Here is a 23,051-nt window from a genome sequence, read left to right as displayed (position 1 = left end):
TTTTTCGCTTCGTGGGGTGCGTAATGAACGATCGACCGCACCAACTTCCCATAACGGTGGACATCGGCAACGTGCTGGATGAAGGGCCATTCTCTACGTTTCAGAAGATCGTCGTCTTCCTAGCCGCGCTGTCCATCGTGATGGACGGCTTCGACGGTCAACTGATCGGCTTTGCCATTCCCAGTCTGATCAAGGAGTGGGGCATCACACGCAACGCTTTTGCGCCGGCGGTGGCGGCGGGGCTCGTTGGGATGGGCATCGGCAGTGCGTGCGCCGGCCTTTTTGCGGATCGGTTCGGACGACGCTGGGCGGTGATCGGCAGTGTCATGGTGTTCGGCGTCGCCACCAGCTCCGTGGCGCTGTCGCAGGACGTAATCTCCCTTGCCGCGCTGCGCTTCGTCGCCGGTCTGGGCATTGGTGGTGCGCTGCCGAGTTCCACCACGATGACGGCAGAATTCACGCCGGCGCGTCGCCGAACCGTTGCGGTGACTGCGACGATCCTGTGCGTACCCTTGGGCGGCATGCTCGCCGGGCTCTTCGCGAACACTGTGATGCCGATGTACGGATGGCGCGGCCTGTTTCTTTTCGGTGGCGCATTGCCGGTGGTGATGTCTGCGCTGCTCTACTTCGCATTGCCGGAGTCGCCGCGCTATCTGGCGCGCCATTCAGCGCGATGGCCTGAGCTTGGAGGGTTGCTGTGCCGCATGTCGCGTGCCGTGAGCAAAGACTCGACGTTCACCGATGTGATCGAGCAAAAAGCTGAGGAACGTGCCGGCATTGGCGCGCTTTTCGCCCCAGGTCAAGCGCGAGACACGCTCGCGATCTGGTTGGCATTCTTCATGAACCTGCTGGCCGTCTATAGCGCATTCAGCTGGCTACCCACGATGCTCGCGGGCGAGGGGCTTGCCCCGGGTGTCGCAAGTTCGGGGCTGACCGCCTATAACCTGGGCGGTGTTTTCGGCGCCCTCGGGTGTGCCGTCGCCATTGCCCGTTTCGGATCGCGCTGGCCATTGCTGATCTGCTGTCTGGCGGCGGCCGGCAGCGCGCTGGCCGTGCGAGGCCTCGGCTTCACGGGGCATACGTCGATGCTGATTTTCGGCATCGGCCTGCACGGACTGTTCGTCAACGCGGTGCAGTCGACGATGTACGCGCTTTGTGCCTACGTCTACCCGACGCAGGTGCGTGCAACGGGCACGGCGACGGCCCTGGCTTTCGGCCGGCTTGGCGCGATCCTGAGCGCGTTCGCGGGCGCGTTTGTGATTACCGCGGGCGGCGCATCGCTCTATCTGGCGATGCTGACTACTGCGATGTTGCTTGTATTCGTTTGCTTGATGGTGGTTCGACGGCACATTCCACCGGTCAAGAGAGCCTGAAAGACGCAAAAACCGAATGACGAAGAAAATGAAGGGCGTGTTCGACATCGACGACTATCGGGCCATGGCGAAAAAGCGCCTGCCGGCCATGGTGTTCGATTATCTGGAGGGGGCTGCCGACGACGAGTCGGGGCTCGACCACAATCGGGCGGCGTTTCAGCGCTGGGAGTTTTGCCCGCGCAGATTGGTGGACGTCAGCGCGCGAGAACAGCGGACGCGGCTGCTCGGCAAATCGCTGCCGACGCCGCTCGTGATTGCGCCGACCGGTCTCAACGGTGCGTTCTGGCCTAAGGGCGATCTCGCCCTGGCCAAGGCGGCTGCGCGGGCCGGAATACCGTTTGCGTTATCGACTGCGTCGAACATGTCGATCGAGGAGGTGGCCCGGGAAGTACAGGGCGACCTATGGTTTCAGCTCTACGTCGTTCATAAGAACCTTGCGAAAAGCTTCGTCGAGCGTGCACGTGCCGCCGAATATTCGACGTTGATCCTGACGACGGATGTCGCCGTCAACGGATTTCGCAAGCGGGATTTGCGCAACGGGTTCGCCATGCCGTTCAGGACGAGTGTTAGCGCAGCTTACGACGGCCTCACGCATCCGAAGTGGCTCTGGTCGTACCTCACGAACGGCATGCCGCAACTGCGCAATTTTGCGACCGACACAAGCTCGGATACCGCGGCTCAGGCGGCGGTATTACGCCGGGAGATGGACGCCGGATTCGATTGGGACGACCTGAAGCGCTTACGCGATGCATGGCCGGGCAAGTTGCTGGTCAAGGGCATTCTCACCATCGCGGATGCTACACGCTGCATTGATGCAGGAGCCGATGGCGTCATTCTGTCCAATCACGGTGCCCGTCAGCTCGCGGGGCTCCCCGTACCTGCAAACATCATTGCGGCTGTGCGAGACGCCGTACCTGCATCCGACCTGATTGTCGATAGCGGTGTGCGCACGGGTGCCGACGTGGTGAAGGCGACCGCCCTGGGCGCGAATGCGGTGATGTTGGGGCGGGCGACGCTCTACGGTCTGGCCGCCAACGGCGAGGCCGGCGTTGCGGATGTGCTGGCGATGATCCGGCGCGACATCGATCGCACGCTGGCGCTGATCGGGTGTCCGGCAATTTCGGCGTTGACGCGTGACTTCGTGGCTGAGCGGCCCTTCATGGCGGCAGGCAGCGGGTGGACTTGACGGAGACAATCCGGCGGGGGATTCTGTGATGCATCGCTTGCGATTCCTCAGCTCAGCGGAGTCTCTCATGAAACAACTCGCCCCTGAATCCGCTGCCACTCCCGCCGAACGCCTGCAAGCTTGGGCGCATCAGGTTGAGGAAAGCTGCGTGCCGATGGTGTATTCGATGACGTCGGAAGGGGCATTCGAGGGAGAGATGCTCGCTGTCGAAAACGGCGGGTTGCACGTCTCGAAGATTGCGGCTGTCGATCATGTCGCGAAGTATCGCCGCAGGGCGATGTCGTCGATCGAGGACGACTACCTGCTCGTCTCGATCCAGTCACGTGACCGATCCGCCATCGAACAGGATGGCCGTGTCGCAGTCGTTTATCCCGGCGATATGGTGTTGTTCGATGCTTCGCGCGACTTCGAATGGCATTTCTCCGGGGAGCACTATACCGTTCGATTTCCTCGTCAACTGCTGACGGGGCTAGCGCCGTTGAGCCGTCAACATACGGCGGTCCGTATCCCCGGTGAGGACGGCATTCGGCGCATTGCCACCGAGCACGTGGCAACGGTTCATCGCGAGCTGTTACTCGAGCCGACGTGCGGGGAGGCCCGCGCCGGTCTGGCGGGGGTGACGGCACACCTCGTGGCCGTGGCCCTGGCCGACTTCTTCAACCGGATGCCGAGCGCGGACACCAACCTGAGGGCGATGCACATAATTCGGGCGCGTCGTTTCATCGACGAGCATTTGCGTGACCCGGAGCTGAATCCGGATCGAGTGGCGGCCGCACTCGGGTTGTCGAGTCGCTATCTGTATCGTTTGTTCTCCCACGAGCACGAGTCGATGAGCGAGCGGATCATCACCGGTCGTCTGGACGGTTGTGCCGCGTGGTTGCGTCAACCGGCCTACGCGCATCTGTCCATCACCGAGATCGCGATGACGTGGGGATTCAATGACCCCTCGCACTTCAGTCGCGCGTTCCGGCGCCATGCTGGGGTGTCTGCCAGGGAATACCGGCAACTGCGCGGCGCAGGCGCGCGGCGTTCATAGCCTTGGATGCGTGGTCAGCTGACGCTGGATCACTGTCCTTGTCTGACGTAAGTCTCGGCGCACTTTCACACCCGAAAACATCTCGATGATGTTCTTCTGGTAGACCTTGCCTTTCGTAATCTGCCAGCCGTCGGCGGTATCGACGCGTGCATGCCATTTGTCCCAGATGCGGTCGACAGACCAGCCATCGACCCTATCCTTCGGATCCCACTGGAAATACATGCACTGCCCGCCCGGCGAGCGTGTGCTGCCGACGCCGGCGCTGCGTCGGCTAGTGGTTATCGGCTCAACTCCACAGGCAGTCGCAGTCAAGTTCGAGTTCAGCGTCAATCAAGCAACGCGAATATTGCGGCCCGACACTTCCGTGAAACGCGTTCGAAGTAGGCAAGAGCCGATTGGAGTAGAGACATGACACTTAAACACCCACGCTATAAGGCCGCCGTTGTTCAGGCGGCGCCCGCCTTCCTGGATCTTCAGGCTGGGATCGAAAAATCGATCCGACTCATCGAGGGAGCGGCGAACCAAGGCGCGAGCCTCATCGCATTCCCTGAAGTCTGGTTACCGGGTTACCCCTTCTACGTCTGGCTTGGTACTCCCGCGTGGTACATGCAAGAGGGTTACGTTCAGCGATATTTCGACAATTCACTCAGCTATGACAGTCCAGAGGCTGAACAGCTCCGGGAGGCCGCGCGCGCGCACTCGATCACTGTCGTCGTGGGGTTATCAGAGCGCGCTGGGCGATCCCTCTATATCTCCCAATGGATAATCGGACCGGACGGAGAGACGCTTCTTCAGCGCCGCAAGCTCAAGCCTACTCTTCTTGAGAGAACCGTTTTTGGAGACGGATCTGGGGAGGGGCTAACCGTCGTTGATTCAGCCTTGGGTCGGATTGGTGCTTTGTGCTGCGCTGAGCATGTACAGCCACTTACCAAGGCCGCGATGTTTGCTCAAGATGAACAGATACATGTCGCGGCATGGCCCAGCTTTTCCCTTTACGATTTTGCGAGCGCCTTGAGTTACCAGGTCAACAACGCAGTGACACGGACCTACGCTGTAGAAGGCGGCTGCTTTGTCCTCGCACCCTCGACAGTTGTCAGTCAAGAAATGATTGACCTTCTTTGCGATACTCCCGAACGGCGAAATTTGCTGAAAGCGGGCGGGGGGCATAGCGTAGGTTATGGCCCCGACGGTGCAGAACTCTTCGAGAAGTTGCCGCCCGACGCTGAAGGCCTCCTCTTCGCCGAAATCGATTTGTCGCTACAGTCGCTCTCGAAAGCAGTGTTTGACCCGGCGGGGCACTATGCACGACCCGATGTCGTCCGACTTGTGCTTGACAGACGTCGCCGCCCACCAATGCACGAGTTACGTGACAGAAGCGATGGGGTGGAGATGGGTGACCTCTCGGCAGCAGGAGGGGCACGTAACATCGAATCGATTGGCGGTGAGGAAGTCCAATCGGTCGAGACACCCGCGAACGATCGCTAATCTCATGTAAAAGTGGCTGGTCCCTGTAAAGAGACCATAGATACTGGATCGATTGATATATAGGATTGCGAAATGAAACCAGAAAAAGACACGGGATACGAGTGGTCAATTGTGGTTCTCCTGGCTGTTTTATTCGGCGTCGTCGGGTTGGATAGGCTCGTTATCGTCTATCTCTTCCCGGTGCTGATGCCTGAGCTTGGACTGAACAATACTCAGGCGGGCGCCATTGCGTCAGTCCTCGCGTTGACGTGGGCGATATCGACGTGGGTGCTGGGGAGTCTTTCCGATCGATTCGGTCGAAAGAAGATTCTCATTGGATCTGCCGTCTTCTTCTCACTGATGACTTCCTTTACTGGCGTCGCAAAATCTTTCTACAGCATGTTGGCTGTACGCGGACTTCTTGGGATCGGAGAAGGTGGGGTCTTCAGTACCAGTGTTGCAAAGATCGATGAGATTTCCACGCCACGAAAGCGCGGACTGAATCTGGGTATTCACCAATCATTCTTCCCGCTACTTGGAATTGGCCTGGGTCCAATCATCGCTACGCAGCTGATTCTTCACATGAGGTGGGAGGCGGTCTTTTTCGTGTTGGGAATTCCGGGAATTATCCTGACGATGATTCTCGCGAAGATAATGCGCAACACCTTGCCTCGATCGGCACACGCTAGCCAGCCGAACGAGAAAGGCAGCGCAGTTGCTGTGCTGAAGTTCCGGAACGTATGGCTAGCGACGCTGATTGGCTCGCTGTTCCAGACCGGACTGTTCGTTTTCTCCACGTTTGTCGCTCTCTACCTGACGAAGGTTGCCGCCCTTCCACTAAGCGTTGTCGGTTTGATCATCTCCGGCTGGGGATTCGGCGGCTTCCTAGGCATGATCATCGTGCCCGCAATATCAGATCGCGTCGGCCGCCGGATTGTGCTCGTTCTGTCGGCAGCGCTGTACGGTGTTTTGATGCTTGCCTTCGTCGTGGTTGACGCGGCACCGACTGCGAAGTTCGCGAATCTCTTCGCAGCCGGCTTCTTCGGATTTGGCATCGCACCCCTGTTCCTCGCTGTGATCCCATGTGAGTCTGTACCGCCGCGGCTGACCGGCTCGGCAGTTGGGGTTCCCACCGCAGTAAGCGAACTCGTCGGTGGGGTGCTGATGCCAGTTGTGGCAGGCGGTCTTGCTGACAAGTTTGGTTTGACCTATCCGATGCTCATCGTCGGCGTTGTCTCCATATTAAGCGCGTTTGTGGGACTATTCCTTAAAGAAACGTGTCCTCGTCGCCGCGGAGAGATTGAAGCTCGGCGAGTAGAGGTCGTCTAAGCCAAATTTGACCGGAGTCGAGTTCTCGTTCAGGTCTGGAATCCACACGTCGAGATGTTTCTGTGGCGCTTCTTGTCAAGAGAAAGTTCGATATTAAACATTAGCATTACTTATTGTTATAAACATACTTTAAATGTCGGGAGATTTTGATGAAAAGGTTGTATGTTGTCAGGCCCGCAATCGCTGTCTCCGCCGGGCTTATTTTTTCTGCCGGATCTCACGCGCAGAGTAGCGTTTCGCTGTATGGCATTGTCGACTCCGGTTTGATTTATTTGAACAAAACCAGCGGAAACAGTGGAAAGTTGGTTGGTTTTAATGATAGTGGAAACCTTCCGTCACTATTCGGAATGACTGGATCTGAAGACCTTGGCGGGGGGCTCTCGGCCGAGTTCAAGCTTGAAAGCGGTATCGACACTGCCAATGGCGGCTATAACAACTCGAACGGCAACCTTTTCGGTCGCAACGCATGGGTCGGAATGAAAGGCGGGTTTGGCGAAGTCCGTGCCGGCTTGCAGCAATCTCCGTATTTCATGTCGTTGATTGCACAGGACCCGCGACACCTGTCAAACTTTGGCAGTTCCATCCTGATTCTCGCCAATGCCGCTGGTGCAACCAGTATTTTCAACCCCAATGCCATATCGTATACAAGCCCGAAACTCGCGGGGTTTCAAGGTAGCGCGATGTACGCATTGGGCGGCGTGGCAGGAAATTTCCAGTCCGGCCGTCAATACTCCGCCAGTCTGAGCTACACCTGGAGCGGGCTCGCTATCAATGCTGCCTATTACAATGGCAATCCTGGTGGCAACGTGTCGACTACGCCGCCCACCACGGTGGGATTCGATGGCAAGTTGATTGGCGCGACGTACACGATCGGCTCGTTGACCGTAAAAGGTTCATATGAAAAGATCAAGGTTGGCGGCGGGGCTAACAACGACGTGTACGGTGGTGGCGCCGACTACATGCTCCGCCCGAACATCGACTTGAATACCGGCGTCTGGTATGTCGACAACCGCTCCGTTTCCGCCAGCCATTCGTTGTTAGGGGCGATCGGCGCGTACTACTTCGTCTCGAAGCGCACGTCGGTTTACGCCCAGTTCGGCATGGTCAATAACCACGGTGCGCAGGATCTGGGTCTTTCGATTAGCCAGGGACCAACCACCTTGCACGCCACCACAGGGACAACTACGGGCGCCTCAGTCGGGATCTCCCACACGTTCTAGCCTGACTTTTTGACGAGGCGGCGCGAGTGAGGAAGAAGTCGTATGCCGAATTGCGCGTCGGCGGACTTGCAGAACGTCAATCCGCCGAGAGGCTATATGTCTTAATAGCAGTCGGCGAGACGCACACAAGCAACGTGACGATGCCAACAGACAGTGCTTCCGACTCACAGCTCACGATTGCGCGGTGCCGCCAACGTCGGCATCCCGCCATACCGCCGACGCTCAGTCGACGGGAGTCAGCGACCTACGTGCTCGATGGCCGCAGGCCCTGGAAGCCGCAAATCAGGGGATTGATTGCGGAGCCGCTACCCGTTTAAAGCGGTCCGGGGATGAGGAGCAGCTTGCCGTGCGCGCGCCCGGCCATGCTGAGTTCGATCGCTTTTCGCCAGTCTTTCCACGTGAACGTGCGCGCGACCGGAATAACGAACTGCCCGATGGCGGCCAGTCGGGCGTAGTCTCCGAGTACGTCGTAGCGATGCACCACGCCCTTCTCGCGCCCCGTCGTGCGAACGCCGAGGCCGCCCTTGTCAAAATCGCTGAAGCTCATCACCCGGCGAGGGTCGCCGCCTACAATCCGGATGAGGTCGGGCAGCACGCCCTCGACACGCGCGGTATGCAAGGCGAAATCCGTCGCGCCTTGCGCGATCTCGCGAACACGCTCGACCATGCCTTCGCCATAGGGTGTCACTTTCGCGCCTAGCGCACGCAAACGACCCGCGAACGTTTCGCCGGCGCTGGCGATCACATGGGCGCCTCGCAGCAGTGCGATCTGAACAGCGGCGAACCCGGTCATCGTCCCGCCGCCGTTGATCATGATGGTTTGCCCTTTCGATAGACCCAGCAGGTCGATGCTGCGGGTGGCCGTTTCGACGGCCATGGGAAGACACGCCGCGTGCTCGAGGCTCAACCCGTTCGGCACGGCGAACCATACTTTCAGGACGGCGAATTCCGCCGCTCCGGCGGTGGGATAGCCGAGATAGTCGGGAACGCCAAAGACGGGATCGCCGACGTCGACGTCAGTGACACCTTCCCCGATCGCATCGACCGTCCCCGCCACGTCGAAGCCGATGCCGCGCGGCGGCGGCAACGGAAAGAAGCCCTGGCACACCGCCCAGTCGGCCGGATTGAAAGCGCACGCATGAACTCGCACACGCACCTGCCCCGCGCGGGGTGAGGGGACGGGAACATCAGCCAGATGCAGGACGTCCGCCGGCGCACCGTAGCGCTGAACCCAAAGGGCTTTCATCGTTGATGGATCGGAACTCGACATTGCAATTCTCCGTGACGGTCGGCAATGGATGCGAGACACGCGGTTGTCCCTCCCACGCTTGCGGCGGACGGAGAACAACGATAGCGTATCGTCATATGCTGACGATACGCGTAAAGTCAGCTTGTGACAATACGATTGGTGAATCATGCCCAGAGATCCCGGAAAAGTGCGGCGCCGCCTTCAGGAGGCAGCGCTCAAGCTCTATCAAACCCGTGGTTACGATGACACGACGGCGGCCGACATCGCGGCTGAGGCTGGTGTCACGCAGCGCACTTTCTTTCGTCATTTCCCGGATAAGCGGGAAGTGCTGTTCGGCGGGGAAGACGAGTTCATCTCGACACTGACGAGCGCGGTGGCGAGCGTTCCGTCGGACCTCGGACCGCTGGAAGCCCTGGTTCGCGCGTTCCCGTCGGTGGAGCCGCTCTTCATCCAGAATCGCTCGTTTACCGAACCGCGTCGGCACATCATCGCGGCCCAACCCGCGTTGCAGGAGCGGGCACAGACGAAGTCCCGCGCGGTCATGTTGGCGCTCGTGGAGGCATTCCGGCAGCGTGGTGTGTCCGACCGTGCCGCCGACCTGGCGGCACAAGTCGGAATGGCGGCGCTGGGTCAGGCGGTTGCTGCCTGGTTCGAGAACGGATCGACGGATCTTGGCGTCCACGTCGAACAGGCGTTCAAGGAATTGAGCGATCTCGTGACGTTTGCCCGAAGGCCAGGACATGAGAGAGGGGCGCGGTAGTCTTCACGCCCGGACTGCCGTTATCGGCCTCAAAGTTGTCGCTCGGGACGTGATGACAGAAGGTCCGCGTTGGGTCGCGTTATGCCTTTGCATCGAGCGCACGGCGGAGGTCATCACCGCACTCGGTCGTCGGCTTTTGGTCGCCGCGAAGCGCCGCTCGCTTGACAGTGACATGTGGCCGGGCCTCGACGCGTTTCGGTCATTCGCCCCATTTATGTCATCTCTCCGCTTCGCATAGGGAATGTGCTGGACGCGTGCACCGCGTGCCGTTCGGCCATGAATACGCACTCACCCGGAATTCGATATAAATCGCGGGTCGGGCTTCCATGCAAGTCGGTGCGCTCAGGTCAGTTCGCGCAATGTCTGCACCTGGATAGATCCGTGCAGCCGGGTCCGGAAGGCGTCGACCATGGCGAGGAAATGTGCTTCCCGCTCGTGGGCGGCGAGCGCCTCGCGGCTGGCCCAGCGCTCGATGAACACAAACCTGCCCGGATGTTCCAGATCGGTATGGACCGTGTAAAGGCGGCAACCGGCTTCCTTGCGGGTTGCGGCAATGCACGGGCGGATGGCGGCTTCGACTTCGGCCTCCAGACCAGGACTCGCCTGGACGGTTGCGATAACGGCAATTTCCTCGGACATGAATGGACTCCCCGGTCAGTCGATGAGGTCGATCACGACCTTGCCCAAGGCACTGCCGCTGTCGAGATGAGCATGTGCCGCCGCGGTTTCGGCAAGCGGAAAACGAACGGGATCAAGAAGTGGCGTGAGCTTGCCTGCATCGACGAGCGCGGCGACCTCTCGCAGGATATCGCCGTGGTGGGCGAGCCCCTGACCCGTCAGCATCGGCAGCAGCATGAAAATACCGATGAGATCCAGACTGCGGCCCAGCACGGGGACAAGATCGTGAGGCTCCCACGCAGCGCAGCTGATGAGCCGTCCGTAAAGGCGGGTTGCCACGGCAGACTGCTCAAGGACCGAACCGCCAACCGTGTCGTAAACGACATCGAAGCCTGAGCCGCCGGTATGGCGCGCAACATACTCTTCGGTTGTCATGTCGCGATAGGGGATCGGTTCCGCGCCCAGATTCCTGGCAATGGCGAGTTTGGCCGGTGTAGACGCAGTTGCGAACACCTTCGCGCCGAACGCGCGGGCAATCTGGATCGCGACATGGCCGACGCCGCCGGCAGCAGCATGGACCAGCACGGTTTCATCCACGTTCACCGTGGCGCGGTCCACAAGCCCCTCCCAGGCCGTGATGGCTACGAGCGGAAGTGCCGCGGCTTCCCGCATGGACAACCGTGCGGGCTTCGATGCGACGAGCCGCGCGTCGACGGCGACAAATTCAGCCAGCGTGCCCGGACGTCCTTGCACACCGCCGGCACAGCCATATACGGCATCGCCAACCGCGAAGCCCCGCACACCCGGACCGACCTCAACGACGACACCGGCGAAGTCCATGCCGAGAATGGCAGGCAGTTCGGGCGCCGCCGGCCCCAGTTGGCCCGCTGCAATCTTCAGATCGGCGGGGTTGACCCCTGATGCGTGTACTGCGATGAGGAGCTCTCCCGGACCTGCTACCGGGCGGGGTATATCGTCACGCAATTGACCGGGTTTGCCGAATTCGGTTGTTACATAGGCACGCATCAGGTTTTGCCTTTTCTGTTGTCGGTGGCGACACGATACGACCCGAGGCCTGCATTAGAAAAACGATTAATTCTAATTCTCAAGATTCGAATTTCGAATGATAGACTCGTCCCTTGCGACGCTGGGAGCACACGAATGGCAACGACTCAACTGGAACTGGACAGTCTGCGGGCTTTTCTGGCCATAGCGGACAGGGGTAGTTTCACCGCAGCTGCAGGCAGCGTCGGACGCACCCAGTCAGCCGTCAGCCTCAAGATCCGCAAGCTTGAGGACGCGCTCGGCAAGCCCCTGTTCTTCCGTAACGCTCATCGCACGGAACTTACTCCGGCGGGCGAACTGCTGCTCGGCTACGCCCGGCGCCTCGTGCGCGACAGCGACGCAGCCGTCGCGCACCTGCGCGCGCCGGAAGCAACCGGCGCTATCCGCCTCGGCATCGGAGAACTGTTCGTCCCCGACCACCTGCCGCGCGTATTGACCCGGTTCCGCCGCACGCATCCCCGAGTTCGGCTCGAAGTACAAGTTGGCCTGTCTGCCGATCTTCTGAAGGAGATGCGCGCGGGAGCGCTCGATCTTGTCGTCGCAAGCCGCGATAGTGACGATATGGGAGGGCGGGTCGTATGGACCGAGCCTCTGCGCTGGGTCGCGGCAACCGATTTCGAGTGGAGCGAGGACGGGCCGGTGCAACTGGTGGCTTTGCCGGCACAGTGTCCCTATCGGCGCATGGCCATCGACGCGCTGGCGGGCATGGGACGCACGAGCGAGGTGGTCTACGCCTGCACCAGCCTGCTGGGCGTCGAAGCGGCGATTGCAGCGGGGTCGGGCCTGGCGATTCTTGGTCAGTCCTCGCTGTTGCGCAACCCCGGCTTGCGTGATATTGGCCGTCACCTGCCGCCCCTTCCTGTCTGTCAGATTGCGGTGTTTGGCGATGCAACCAGCATCCATGATGCTGGGGGCGCGTTGATCCGCTTTATCGAGGATAGCCTCACCTCCGAAGCGTCGCTGCTCAAGGTGTAAATCTCCATCGGTGGCGATCTCAGGCTACCAGCCTGCCGCGTTGGCCGAGTGTCCGCCGCTCGCCGCAGCATGGATGGCCGATCGACTCCGAAATCTGTCGAACGAGCGGCATGGATATTCCGGCCGACGCTGCCGTTTGCACAGAGACCTTCGTTACCCACTTGTCGCCATAGACGATCGTCAGTGGAGGAGCGCAAAGCCAGAATTTGCTCACCTGAACCTAGGTCCAATTTTTACTTACTAGTAAATAAGATATGATCGTGCTTTCCAATGAATGAACACGGTGAAAGTGATGGACATGGCAAACCAGTCGGAAGACCAGAAACCAGCGCGAGTGCTCGTGCCAGGCGAGTATGGATTCAACGACCTGCAGATCGGCGACACCTACCAGACGAGCGGCGTAACCGTCACTGAAGCGCATGTGGTGGGATTTGCCGGCCTGTCCGGTGACCTGTTCGACGTTCACATGGATGACGAATTCGCGCAGGCAGCGGGTTTCCCTGGCCGGATAGCGCACGGGCTGTTGGGTTTGTCTCTCGCCGATGGACTGAAAACGCGCTGCCCCGTTCGACTTCAAGGTATTGCAACGTTAAGCTGGAACTGGGCGTTCCGCGCACCCTTACTCATTGGGGACCGGATCCATGTCGAGGTGCGGCTTCAGGACAAACGCGTCACCAGGCGCAGCGATCGCGGCATCGTGACACTCGCGATGAAAGTCATCAATGGCCGCAAGGAAGTCGTGCAAGAGGGCGAAACGCTATTGCTCGTGCAGGTGTGATCGGTGCCGCATCGCGCGCCTGGATGCGGTAGCATGCTGCGCTTGAACTGTGATCAGAAGAGGCGGCAGCCAAGATGGGAAACAGCACGGAAACCGAACCCAACTCCGGGATTCAAGCCGGAACGCGGAAAAAACGGGTTACCAAGACGCCGGTTGCATCACGTTCCGATATGCGCGAAAAAATCAAACAGGTGGCGACGGAACTGCTGATCAGCCGCGGTTTCAACGGCACCAGCTTTGGCGATATCGCGACCCGGCTCGGCGTCACGACCACGAATATTCATTACCACTTCGGCAACAAGCAGGGCCTGGTGGACGAGGTCGTGGCGGATTACGTGGCTGAGGCGAGGGGGCGCCATCTGCGCATCTGGCTCGATCAGACCACTACCTTGCAGGAAAAGCTGCAGAAAGTGGTCGACTATAACTTTGAGCGTTACCGGCGCTTCAACCAGAGCGATCAAGGCGCTCAATCGTGGAGCCTGATCGGTAGGTTGCGGCTCGAGAGCGACCTTCTGAGCGAGAACGCGCGCGCGATCCTCGCATCATTCACCTCGTCGATTCACGAAGGCATCCGCCTTGCAGTCGACACGGCTTGGCACAACGGCGAACTGCGTGAAGATACCCCGCGAGAGGATCTGGCGTTCCTGCTGATTAATATCGTGAACAGTTCGTCTGTATTTACGCAAGGCACCGGCGGTTTCGACAAATTGAAACTGTTTTTCGATGCCTTTTCCCGTGTGATGTTGTCGGCCTATGCGCCGGAGCCGAAAACACCCCGTCGGACAAAGTAATCCGGCGAAGGTCCTGCGCGACTTGCGCGCGTCTTTCGGTACGACTCCCCGTACGTTCCCCGTCTCCCGGCATTTCCCTGCGTCCCCCGACGCGGGTCTGCCTACGTCCGTCCGCAGGCCTCCATCGGGCAGGGTAGACCGTTATGCGAGCATTTATTGACTTACTAGTAAATAAGTTTTAAGCTCGCCTCCATACTTTTCCAGTGGAGTAGCGATGCAGGTATTGACGGCTGATCAGGCAACGGCTTTGATCCATGATGACGATACGATCGTCATTGGCGGCTCGGGCTCAGGACATGCCATCCCGGAAGCACTGATCGAGGCGGTGGCGCGGCGTTTTCTGGCGACTGCGGCACCGCGTTCGATCACGTCGCTGCACCCGGTCGGACTGGGAGATCGCTCACATCGTGGCGTATCGCATTTCGCCCATCCCGGGTTGCTCAAGCGCATCGTGTGCGGCACCGTGGTCGACGCGCCAGCAGTCGCCGAAATGGCAAACCGCAATGAAATCGAGGCGTACACGCTGCCGCAAGGTGCGCTGTCGCAATTGATGCGGGAGATCGCTGCGGGGCGCCCGGGTTTGCTCACTCACGTCGGCTTGCACACGTTCGTTGACCCGCGCATCAGCGGCGGCAAGCAGAGCACGCGCTGCGCCGAGGATCTGGTCGAGCTCGTGGAACTCAACGGGCGTGAATGGCTGTTCTACAAGCCGTTCAATATCAACGTCGCATTTCTGCGCGGCACCACCGCCGATCAGGACGGCAATATCTCGATGGAAGACGAGGCCGTCTTCGGTGAAATGCTGTCGATGGCGCAAGCCACACGACGTTGCGGCGGGATCGTGATCGTGCAGGTCAAACGTCTCTCGCAGCGCGGCACCTTGCCGGGCAAGACAGTCAAGATTCCTGGCATGCTGGTCGACGTGGTTGTTGTCGAGCCGGACCAGAAGCAGACCTACCAGACGCGTTACGACCCGGCTTTTGCAGGGCAACTGCGCATTCCGCTCGACTCGTTTCCGACCTTGCCGCTTGATGAGCGGAAGATCGTCGCGCGACGCTGCGCGATGGAACTGCAGGCAGGCGCGATCTGTAACGTCGGCTCAGGCATCTGTACGGGCATCGGTATCGTGGCCGCCGAGGAAAATATCCTCGAGCACATCGTGCTGACCAATGAACAGGGCTTGATCGGCGGTGCGCCAGCCAATGGGTTGGACGCGGGCGCCGCTCGCAACTACTGGGCGATGATCGATCAACCCTATCAGTTCGACTTCTACGACGGCGGCGGGCTCGATCTGGCGTTCCTTTCGGCCGTCGAAGTCGATGCGCAAGGCAGTGTGAACATCAGCCGGTTTGCTAACCGGGTGATCGGCATAGGGGGCTTCGTGAACATCAGCCAGAATGCCCGGAAGATGGTGTTCGGCGGCACGTTCACCGCAGGAGGTCTGAAGATCGCGACGGGAGACGGGCAACTTGCCATCGTGACCGAGGGCAAACATCGCAAGTTCGTCGAGGCGCTCGAGCAGGTTTCCTATAGTGGCCCCTACGGCCGCGAACGCGGCCAGACGACGCTGTTCGTCACCGAGCGAGCGGTGTTCCGGGCTTCGTCAGATGGACTGGAGCTGATCGAGATCGCACCGGGTATCGATCTGGAGCGGGACGTATTAGGCCAGATGGGATTCCGCCCCATCGTTTCCCCCGCACTGCGAACCATGGATGAGCGCATCTTCAAAGCAGCGCCGATGGGAATCGAACAGCAACTGGCGGGCAAAACGCGAGCGCCGCACCCGCGACTCGCGGCAAAGGAGTCAGCAGCATGACTGCGGCCCAAGGCGTCCCCGGTCCGTTATCGGGTAGCACACGGCTCTATGCAATCGTCGGCGACCCGATCGCACAGGTCGCATCGCCACAGCTATTCAATACCGCTTTCCGCAAGCGCTGCGTAGATGCCGTGTTAGTGCCGTTGCATGCAGCGCCTGGCGCGCTACGGCTGGTGATCGACAGCTTCCGTGCGATTCGCAATTTCGACGGTCTCATCGTTACCGTGCCGCACAAGATCGCAGCCACTGAATGGGTCGACGAACTGGGCCCGCGGGCTCGTCTCACCGGCGCGCTCAACACGATACGGAAAGGCGACGATGGCCGGTTAATCGGTGAGAACTTCGATGGCGAAGGATTCATTCGAGGTTTGGCCTCGCGAGGACACACACTAACCGGACGTCGCGTACTGGTCATTGGTGCGGGCGGAGCAGGATGCGCGGTGGCACACGCCATCGCTGCAGCGGGTGCAGAGGCGATCGGGCTGTTCGACATCGAGGCGCGGCGCGCTCAGGTTCTGGTGGACGGTATCAAAGCCCGCCAGCTGGGTATCGATGTATTCGAAGGAAAACCGGAAGCGGCGGGCTTCGACGTGATCGTCAATTGCACGTCGATTGGCATGCGCACCGACGATCCATTGCCGGTCGACCTCACGCATCTGGCAAGTCACGCGCTCGTCGCCGACATCATCCTGAAGCCCGTGATGACACCGCTACTGCTAGCCGCGCAGGCACGAGGCTGCGCCACCCACCAGGGACCCGCCATGCTGGAAGGCCAGATTGACGCTGTCCTTGATTTCTTTGCTGTGCGTACACAAACCTGACCAGGGCTCACGAAAAGACAGGCACTGTCAACTTCCGTGCGCGCCAGATATTCGTTAGAGAGAGATCGATGAGCATTGCCTTGAAGCTCCCGGCCGGCGACGGCAACTTGCAGCACTACCAACTCCGCGAAGCGGCCCGTTTCACGGCACGTCATCTGCGCCCACAGACCGCGCGAATCGCTTACTCGGCTGCGCACGTAGTCGCCGATCCGTTTGCCAGTCATGATCCCTCGTCGCAGAGCGCGATCGATTGGGATGCGACGATGGCTTACCGTCGACACCTGTGGTCGCTCGGTCTCGGCGTGGCCGAAGCTATGGACACCGCCCAGCGCGGCATGGGCCTGGACTGGGCGACTTCACTCGAATTGATCAGGCGTTCGCTGGACGTGGCCAAAGACACGCCGGGCGCGTTGATCGCATCCGGATGCGGCACCGATCAGCTCGCGCCGGACGACGCACGCAACGTCGACGACGTGATTCGCGCGTATGAAGAACAGATGGAAGCGATCGAGGCGCTGGGTGGGACCTTGATCATCATGGCGAGCCGCGCGCTCGCGCGCGTGGCGAAATCGCCATCCGACTACGAACGCGTGTACGACCGCATCTTGAGCCAGGCGCGGCAGCCGGTTGTGTTGCATTGGCTGGGCGATATGTTCGACCCTGCCCTGACAGGTTATTGGGGCACCACAGATCTCGGCCAGGCGATGGATACCGCACTTGGCATTATCGCGGCGCACGCCAGCAAGGTTGACGGGATCAAGATCTCGCTGCTCGACAAGGATAAAGAAATCGCTATGCGTCGCCGTCTGCCGGAGGGCGTGCGGATGTACACAGGCGACGATTTTAACTATCCCGAGCTGATCGCGGGGGACGGCATAGGCGCGCTGGAGAACCATCGGCAAAGCCACGCGCTGCTTGGCATCTTCGACGCTATCGCACCGGCCGCGGCCGCCGCGCTGGGTGAACTGGCAGCGGGGCAAACCGCGCGTTATTACGAGATCCTGCAGCCGACGGTTGCACTGGCGCGGCACATCTTCAGGGCGCCCACGCGATTCTATAAGACGGGCGTGGTCTTCATGGCATGGCTCAATGGTTATCAGCCTCACTTCACGATGGTGGGCGGACAACAAAGTGCACGCTCGCTGCAGCATTTCGGGGAACTGTTCCGGCTTGCGGACGCGGCAGGTTTGCTGGAGCGTCCGGAGCTGGCAGTGACGCGCATGAAAACCTTGCTGGCGATGAACGGAGTGTGGGATGCGTGATTTGTCGCGAGATCACCGCTGGTTATCTATCAATACGGCCACCGTACGGCAATGGCCGCTCGATCGAATCATCGAGGAATGCGCCCGGCGCGACATTCGCGCGATTTCGCCGTGGCGCGATCAGGTGGCGGCGATCGGGCGCGGCACGGTAACACAGCTTTTGCGGGAAACCGGCATCGTGTTGTCCGGCTATTGCCGGGGCGGCATGTTTCCGGCGTCGACCCCTTTGGGACGGCTACAGGCGATCGATGACAATCGCCGTGCTATCGACGAAGCTCGCGAGTTGAATGCCGCGTGCCTGGTTCTGGTCGTCGGCGGTTTGCCCGTCGGATCAGGAAGCAAGAATATCGGTGCCGCGCGCGAGCAGGTCCGCGATGGTATCGCAGAGGTGCTCGAATACGCGCGCAGTGTTCATATGCCACTGGCGATCGAGCCGCTACATCCGATGTATGCAGCGGATCGCGCATGCGTCAATACGTTGGAGCAGGCTCTCGATCTTTGCGATGAACTGGACCCGGAAAAAAGCAGGGCGCTAGGTGTTGCGGTAGATGTTTACCACGTGTGGTGGGATCCGAAGTTGCAGGCGCAGATCGATCGCGCGGGTCGCACTCGCCTGCTGGCCTTTCACGTGTGCGACTGGCTGGTGCCCACTCGCGATCTGCTTAACGATCGGGGCATGATGGGCGATGGTGTCATCGACATCCCGAAAATCCGCGGCTGGGTTGAAGCCGCGGGGTACGAAGGTTTCAACGAGGTCGAAATCTTCTCGAGTGAAAACTGGAGTAAGCGTGATGGCGGCGACGTTCTCGATACCTGCATGGAACGTCATGCCAGCGCAACGTAAGTAGTCAAACAGGTGGTGCGCAGGCCGAATAGAGCCGAGAAATATACTGGAGGAGAGAAATGCTTGAAACAGCCAAACAGCAAGCCGGGTCGGATTCCGGACAACGATGGTATCGCGAGATCAGCCGCGGCCAATGGGGGGTACTGATAGGCGTGTGGTGCGTCTGGGCGATGGACGCATTTGATTTTCTGCTGGTCACCTTTGTGCTGACCGACATTGCGAAGGCATTCGGCGTAGCGGCCAGCACAGCTTCGCTGTTGATCCTCGCGACCTTTGGCGTGCGATGGCTCGGTGGCTTGATGTTCGGCAGCCTGAGCGATCGAATCGGTCGCAAGATTCCGCTGCTGATCGCGCTGGCATGGTTCACCGTGGGTGGCGCGTTGACCGGGGTCGCGTGGAGCTTTGCATCGATACTCGTGTTCCGCCTGCTGCTCGGCTTTGGCATGGCGCCGATCTTTGCGCTGGGTTCGACGATCATTGCTGAATCGTGGCCCGAAAAGCACCGCGCGATTGGCATCGGAATGCTCGATGCCGGATGGGGTATCGGTGCGATTCTGGCTGCGCTCGTCTATGGTTTTGTCTATCCGCATTTCGGATGGCGTGTGCTGTTCTTTGTCGGCATTGTTCCCAGTGCAATCCTGGGATGGTTCCTGTATCGGTATCTGCCCGAATCGCCGATGTGGCAACGCAGCCAGAAGCAGGGCAAAGCGAGCGGCCGGTGGCCCGCGTTTCGCCTGTTCGCGGAGCATCCGTGGCTTGTGTTAATACTCGCGCTGATGCTGATATTTTTGCAGTTCGCCGCATGGCCGCTGCAAGGGCTGCTGCCGACCTTTCTCAAAGGGCTCAACTTCGGTGCCGCGACAATCAGCTGGTTGACAAGCGCCTCGGCGGTGGGGCAGATCTTCGGGTTTTCTGCATCCGGTTTTGTCGTGGAGTATCTCGGGCGCAAGAAAGGTCTGGCGCTGTTGTTGATTCTGGGCAGCGTGAGCGTCTACGCATTGGTCAACTCAGTGGCCATCATGCCGCTCGCCGTCGTATTCGCATTTTTCTCGGGCTTCTTTATTGTCGGTGCAGGCGGCTGCTATGCAACCATCATTGCGGAGAATTTGCCGGGCAACGTGCGCGGTTCCGGCGTTGGCTTTATCTACAACATTGGCGTGTTTGGCGGCGGTATCGCCCCATACGTCGTGCTGTCGTCGATCAGGACTCTCCATCTCGACATGGCGGTCGGTATCTGGCTCTTCACCTCAATCGGTGTTCTGCTGGGGCTCGCGGTAATCTTCGGCTTCCTGAAGGAGACAAAAGGCGTATCGCTGTTGCAGATCAAGTGATTCGAGTTCAACTAGCCACGCGAAGCCGACCTTCCAAGGCTATTAAAAGTGATTGGCTCGAATCGCTGGAGAACGCGCGGGCAATCTCATAACAATGAACGTTCATGTAAATGACAATGAAACGAACTCGTGCTGCGGTCTGCGGCGCTGCGCATCGCACGCGTATGCCCAAAGCGTCTGTGACGCTTTACGGCATTATTGACGAGGGCGTGCAATTCATCAGTAACAACAAGAATGTGGTGAATGGCCGGAATGTCGGTGGGCGGCAGCTCACCCTCGACTCGACCAACGGTATCACCGGCAGCATATGGGGGTTGAAGGGCTCGGAGGATCTCGGGGGCGGACTTGCTGCGATCTTCCAGCTGGAATCTGGCGTGAACCTGAATAGCGGCCAGCTTGGACAGGGAGGCGCCGAGTTCGGCCGACAGGCGTATGTGGGTCTGGCAAGCAACCGCTTTGGTGCCATTACGCTTGGCCGGCAATATGACTCGCTCTTTTACCTGGTGCGGCAGGTTACGACGATGGGCTATTTCAGCAGCGCGCTTTTCTCGCACCCCGGCGACCTCGACAACCTGAACAATTCGCTACGCTTGAATAACTCGATCCGCTACATCAGCGTGAACTACCGGGGACTTACCTTCGGTGGCGAATGGAGCCTTGGCGGACAGCTCGGCAACTTCACCGGTAGCAGCGGGTATAACGCTGGCGTCTTGTATGCGAATGGGTCGTTCGCGCTCGCCGCAGCCTACGAGTACTTCAAGAACTCGACAGGTGCGACCGGCAGTACCGGCTTTTTCACGGGAAACCCCAATGGCGCGACGCAGCTCAGTGGTGTGCTCAATAATGGTTAGACGACGGCGTCTTCGTATAAGCTGGTCGCTGCCGGGGCCACCTATGTGATTGGCAATATGCTGATCGGCGCCGCGTATTCAAATGTCGAATACGGCAACATCGCCGCGCTCGGCGGCAACTCCGCAAAATTCAAATTCAATACTGGCGAAATAGGCATCAAATATCGGTTCACGCCGTCGTTTTATGCGAGTATCGGCTACGAGTACACGAAGGGTAACGCCGTCGGTACCGGTGCCGGGGGGGCGGTGGGGAACCGGCACTTCAACCAGTTGGGCGTGATCGCCGACTATTCCGTCTCCAAGCGAACGGATTTCTACGTCGGCGCGACTGGTGCTGGACGACTCGACCGGCCAGAACCGGGTTCAACTCTACTCGTCCAGCACGAATGCCCAGCTACACCTGGGTTACCTCATCGATCAGTCATGGCAACATGAGAGGAAATTATCTGGGGAGCGGCTTCGATCTGAAGTCTGACGCATTTGGCGCCGTGCGCGCAGGTCAAGGCCTGTATGTCACTACCGGTCCCGTCGCCAGCCAGCCGTTCGACGCGCGAAACACAACCACGCAACTGGTGAAGTCGGAAAGCGTGCTCGAAGCGATGTCCCACGCCAGCACGACACATCAGGCCGAAAGCCTGAAAGACGGCTACGATTCGCTCAAATCGTTCACGGATGCGACGCAGAACGGCGTATCCGGTTCATCGTCGGGTGGGAAAACAGCGGGTGGTGGGACAGGTAACGCCAATGCGTTCAAGCAACCGGTCATGCTGTTCGGCAGCCCCGCGGGTATCGCGCTGTCCACGCAGAAGTCCGTTCATATCGCGAGTGATGCCCGGACCAATCTCGTCAGCGCTGCTCTCGGCGACGAACAACATCGAAGCGGTGGCAAAGCAGGAAATCCTGTTGACATCTGGTGGTGCGTATATCCGCATCAAGGACGGCAACATCGAAATTCACGCGCCCGGCAAACGTCCGTGAATGATAAATCGCTTGTCAAGGTCGTGATCCAGAATGATACGGGAGAATGGGTGCGTCCGGCGACGGGCGATAAGTTCTATATCAACGGGACGCCAAAATTTCCATCGATTGTTTTTGAAATCAAGACGGATGCTGCCGCGCCCTATCAATGGAATTGGACCATCGTGTGGGACGCGCAGGTTAGCGGACTACGCGAAAGCGCGAAGCGCGGAAAGAAGTTGAAGACGTTTTCCGCTACTGGCAACTTCGCGAGCAACGACAAGTCATGGGAAGCGACCCGCGCCGACGCGCACGCTGCGTTCGATCGTTTCGTTGCGATCTATGTGGCCAAATATCCGAGGGCGACCGAGACGTTGAAGAAGGACCGGGAGAGCTTGCTCGCGTTTTACGAATTCCCTGCCGAGCACTGGCAGCATCTGCGCACGACCAACGCAATTGAATCGACGTTCGCGACGATGCGTCATCGCACGACACGTACGCGTAACTGCGTGTCGCGACCGACCTTCCTCGGACTGGCATTCAAGCTGATCGAGGAAGCCGGGAAAACCTGGCGCCGTATCAACGGCCCGGAAAAGATCAAGCTGTTGCTCGAGGGCGTTGCCTTCAAGGACGGCGAACCGGTGCAAGACGATCGACCGGTTCAGCAGAAACTTGCCGCTTGAAATCGACCGCCATCAAAATGTTCGTACACCACTATTGACGTTAGCTCCGTGTCGGAGGAATTAAGCGTTTCTGTGACAATTCCTTTTCAATGAAGGGAGATTGATTTTGCGTCTTGCGAAATGGTCACTGTCCGACCCTCTCTGGCCGTCCGGGTAAGCGCCTGGGGAAATGGCTGCTTACAAAGGGCGGATTCATCCGATCGATGCAACACAATGATCGCTGCATGAGGCTCCGCATGGGGTGCTTAATTGCTCAACGGTGGTAGAACTTCAAAACACTCTACGCGGTCGAGATGGGCTATCTGGTCCCGCTGCACTATCATGGCGCACCGCAGCAGTTCAGTCTTCGTCGAGGGCGCGCGGCACAGTATCGTGCAAAATACCGCATCTAGAATGCGGAGAATGGCACGTGGGCATCAACTTCGACCTGAACGACTTGCAGGCATTCAGAGCTGTAGTGGAACTGGGAAGCTTCCGCAAGGCCGCCGAGGCGGTAAATATTTCGCAACCGGCCTTGAGCCGCCGGATCGACAAGCTCGAAGAGGCGCTCGGCGTGCGTCTCTTCGAGCGCACGACGCGCAGCGTTACGCTCACCACCGTCGGTCGTGTCTTCGCGCCTAGTGCCGAACAGCTACTCGATGA

Annotated in this window: 20 protein-coding genes and 3 pseudogenes; 19 read left to right on the top strand and 4 right to left on the bottom strand. The window is 59.6% G+C overall.

Features of this window, described 5'->3' with window-relative positions; translation table 11 throughout:
• Positions 1 to 23 precede the first annotated feature (23 nt).
• From BHE01S_RS31235 to BHE01S_RS31225, 3 genes are all read left to right on the top strand, one after another.
• Positions 24 to 1,373 (top strand): MFS transporter, encoded by a 1,350-nt coding sequence (locus BHE01S_RS31235; RefSeq protein ID WP_042270923.1) that lies wholly within the window; start codon positions 24 to 26, stop codon positions 1,371 to 1,373.
• Between the two features lie 16 nt (positions 1,374 to 1,389).
• Positions 1,390 to 2,559, top strand: coding sequence for an alpha-hydroxy-acid oxidizing protein (locus BHE01S_RS31230; RefSeq protein WP_084069431.1), 1,170 nt, complete (start codon positions 1,390 to 1,392; stop codon positions 2,557 to 2,559).
• A gap of 67 nt (positions 2,560 to 2,626) precedes the next feature.
• Complete coding sequence (locus tag BHE01S_RS31225; protein WP_042270921.1) at positions 2,627 to 3,595, top strand: helix-turn-helix domain-containing protein; 969 nt, start codon at positions 2,627 to 2,629, stop codon at positions 3,593 to 3,595.
• Here the strand turns inward: BHE01S_RS31225 and BHE01S_RS31220 are convergent.
• Entirely contained in the window at positions 3,590 to 3,817 is a 228-nt protein-coding gene (locus BHE01S_RS31220) for a hypothetical protein (protein WP_042270919.1), read from the bottom strand. The two genes, BHE01S_RS31225 and BHE01S_RS31220, sit on opposite strands and share 6 nt — an antisense overlap.
• A gap of 186 nt (positions 3,818 to 4,003) precedes the next feature.
• Here BHE01S_RS31220 and BHE01S_RS31215 point away from each other — a divergent pair, with 186 nt between their 5' ends.
• The 3 genes from BHE01S_RS31215 (at position 4,004) to BHE01S_RS31205 (ending at position 7,608) form a co-directional block, all read left to right on the top strand.
• Entirely contained in the window at positions 4,004 to 5,080 is a 1,077-nt protein-coding gene (locus BHE01S_RS31215; protein WP_063769116.1) for a carbon-nitrogen hydrolase family protein, read from the top strand.
• A 72-nt stretch (positions 5,081 to 5,152) separates the two neighbouring features.
• Positions 5,153 to 6,388 (top strand): MFS transporter, encoded by a 1,236-nt coding sequence (locus BHE01S_RS31210; protein ID WP_042270917.1) that lies wholly within the window; start codon positions 5,153 to 5,155, stop codon positions 6,386 to 6,388.
• A 149-nt stretch (positions 6,389 to 6,537) separates the two neighbouring features.
• Complete coding sequence (locus BHE01S_RS31205; protein ID WP_042270915.1) at positions 6,538 to 7,608, top strand: porin; 1,071 nt, start codon at positions 6,538 to 6,540, stop codon at positions 7,606 to 7,608.
• 313 nt (positions 7,609 to 7,921) lie between these two features.
• Here the strand turns inward: BHE01S_RS31205 and BHE01S_RS31200 are convergent, their stop codons facing one another.
• Entirely contained in the window at positions 7,922 to 8,878 is a 957-nt protein-coding gene (locus BHE01S_RS31200; protein WP_245639914.1) for an NADP-dependent oxidoreductase, read from the bottom strand.
• 145 nt (positions 8,879 to 9,023) lie between these two features.
• Between BHE01S_RS31200 and BHE01S_RS31195 the strand changes: the two genes are divergently transcribed.
• Positions 9,024 to 9,617 (top strand): TetR/AcrR family transcriptional regulator, encoded by a 594-nt coding sequence (locus BHE01S_RS31195; RefSeq protein WP_042270913.1) that lies wholly within the window; start codon positions 9,024 to 9,026, stop codon positions 9,615 to 9,617.
• Between the two features lie 342 nt (positions 9,618 to 9,959).
• Here the strand turns inward: BHE01S_RS31195 and BHE01S_RS31185 are convergent, their stop codons facing one another.
• Both BHE01S_RS31185 and BHE01S_RS31180 read right to left on the bottom strand, forming a co-directional pair.
• Positions 9,960 to 10,256, bottom strand: coding sequence for a putative quinol monooxygenase (locus BHE01S_RS31185; RefSeq protein ID WP_042270911.1), 297 nt, complete (start codon positions 10,254 to 10,256; stop codon positions 9,960 to 9,962).
• A 15-nt stretch (positions 10,257 to 10,271) separates the two neighbouring features.
• Positions 10,272 to 11,261, bottom strand: coding sequence for a zinc-dependent alcohol dehydrogenase family protein (locus BHE01S_RS31180; RefSeq protein ID WP_042270910.1), 990 nt, complete (start codon positions 11,259 to 11,261; stop codon positions 10,272 to 10,274).
• 135 nt (positions 11,262 to 11,396) lie between these two features.
• On the opposite strand from BHE01S_RS31180, the gene BHE01S_RS36325 reads away from it, so the two are divergent.
• The 12 genes and pseudogenes from BHE01S_RS36325 to BHE01S_RS31125 all read left to right on the top strand — a co-directional run.
• Positions 11,397 to 12,275 carry a LysR substrate-binding domain-containing protein gene (locus BHE01S_RS36325; protein WP_042270909.1) on the top strand — a complete coding sequence of 293 codons (879 nt, stop codon included), beginning with the start codon at positions 11,397 to 11,399 and terminating at the stop codon, positions 12,273 to 12,275.
• Between the two features lie 274 nt (positions 12,276 to 12,549).
• Positions 12,550 to 13,053, top strand: a complete 504-nt coding sequence (locus tag BHE01S_RS31170) for a MaoC family dehydratase (RefSeq protein ID WP_245639913.1) — start codon at positions 12,550 to 12,552, stop codon at positions 13,051 to 13,053.
• Positions 13,054 to 13,127: 74 nt separating this feature from the next.
• Positions 13,128 to 13,844 (top strand): TetR/AcrR family transcriptional regulator, encoded by a 717-nt coding sequence (locus tag BHE01S_RS31165; protein ID WP_245639912.1) that lies wholly within the window; start codon positions 13,128 to 13,130, stop codon positions 13,842 to 13,844.
• Between the two features lie 214 nt (positions 13,845 to 14,058).
• Positions 14,059 to 15,660 carry an acyl CoA:acetate/3-ketoacid CoA transferase gene (locus tag BHE01S_RS31160; protein WP_042270907.1) on the top strand — a complete coding sequence of 534 codons (1,602 nt, stop codon included), beginning with the start codon at positions 14,059 to 14,061 and terminating at the stop codon, positions 15,658 to 15,660.
• Positions 15,657 to 16,481, top strand: coding sequence for a shikimate dehydrogenase family protein (locus BHE01S_RS31155; RefSeq protein WP_042270906.1), 825 nt, complete (start codon positions 15,657 to 15,659; stop codon positions 16,479 to 16,481). The genes BHE01S_RS31160 and BHE01S_RS31155 overlap by 4 nt, the downstream gene beginning before the upstream one ends.
• A gap of 68 nt (positions 16,482 to 16,549) precedes the next feature.
• Complete coding sequence (locus BHE01S_RS31150; protein ID WP_042270905.1) at positions 16,550 to 17,743, top strand: dihydrodipicolinate synthase family protein; 1,194 nt, start codon at positions 16,550 to 16,552, stop codon at positions 17,741 to 17,743.
• Positions 17,736 to 18,587: a sugar phosphate isomerase/epimerase family protein gene (locus BHE01S_RS31145; protein ID WP_042270903.1), complete on the top strand. Its 852-nt coding sequence runs from the start codon at positions 17,736 to 17,738 to the stop codon at positions 18,585 to 18,587. The genes BHE01S_RS31150 and BHE01S_RS31145 overlap by 8 nt, the downstream gene beginning before the upstream one ends.
• Before the next feature lie 59 nt (positions 18,588 to 18,646).
• Complete coding sequence (locus BHE01S_RS31140) at positions 18,647 to 19,918, top strand: MFS transporter (protein ID WP_042270901.1); 1,272 nt, start codon at positions 18,647 to 18,649, stop codon at positions 19,916 to 19,918.
• A 110-nt stretch (positions 19,919 to 20,028) separates the two neighbouring features.
• Positions 20,029 to 21,036: pseudogene (locus BHE01S_RS31135) on the top strand (porin); the annotation flags it as partial.
• Between the two features lie 58 nt (positions 21,037 to 21,094).
• Positions 21,095 to 21,738, top strand: a pseudogene (locus BHE01S_RS39375) (type VI secretion system Vgr family protein); the annotation flags it as partial.
• A 281-nt stretch (positions 21,739 to 22,019) separates the two neighbouring features.
• Positions 22,020 to 22,409: pseudogene (locus BHE01S_RS39370) on the top strand (transposase); the annotation flags it as partial.
• 409 nt (positions 22,410 to 22,818) lie between these two features.
• On the top strand, positions 22,819 to 23,051 hold a 233-nt coding region (locus BHE01S_RS31125), incomplete at its 3' end, for a LysR family transcriptional regulator (protein WP_042270897.1).

Source organism: Paraburkholderia heleia NBRC 101817 (genome assembly GCF_000739775.1).
Classification (GTDB): Bacteria; Pseudomonadota; Gammaproteobacteria; order Burkholderiales; family Burkholderiaceae; genus Paraburkholderia; species Paraburkholderia heleia.
The sequence above is the reverse complement of the archived record's forward strand: the minus strand, read 5'-3'. Positions and strand labels throughout refer to the sequence as shown.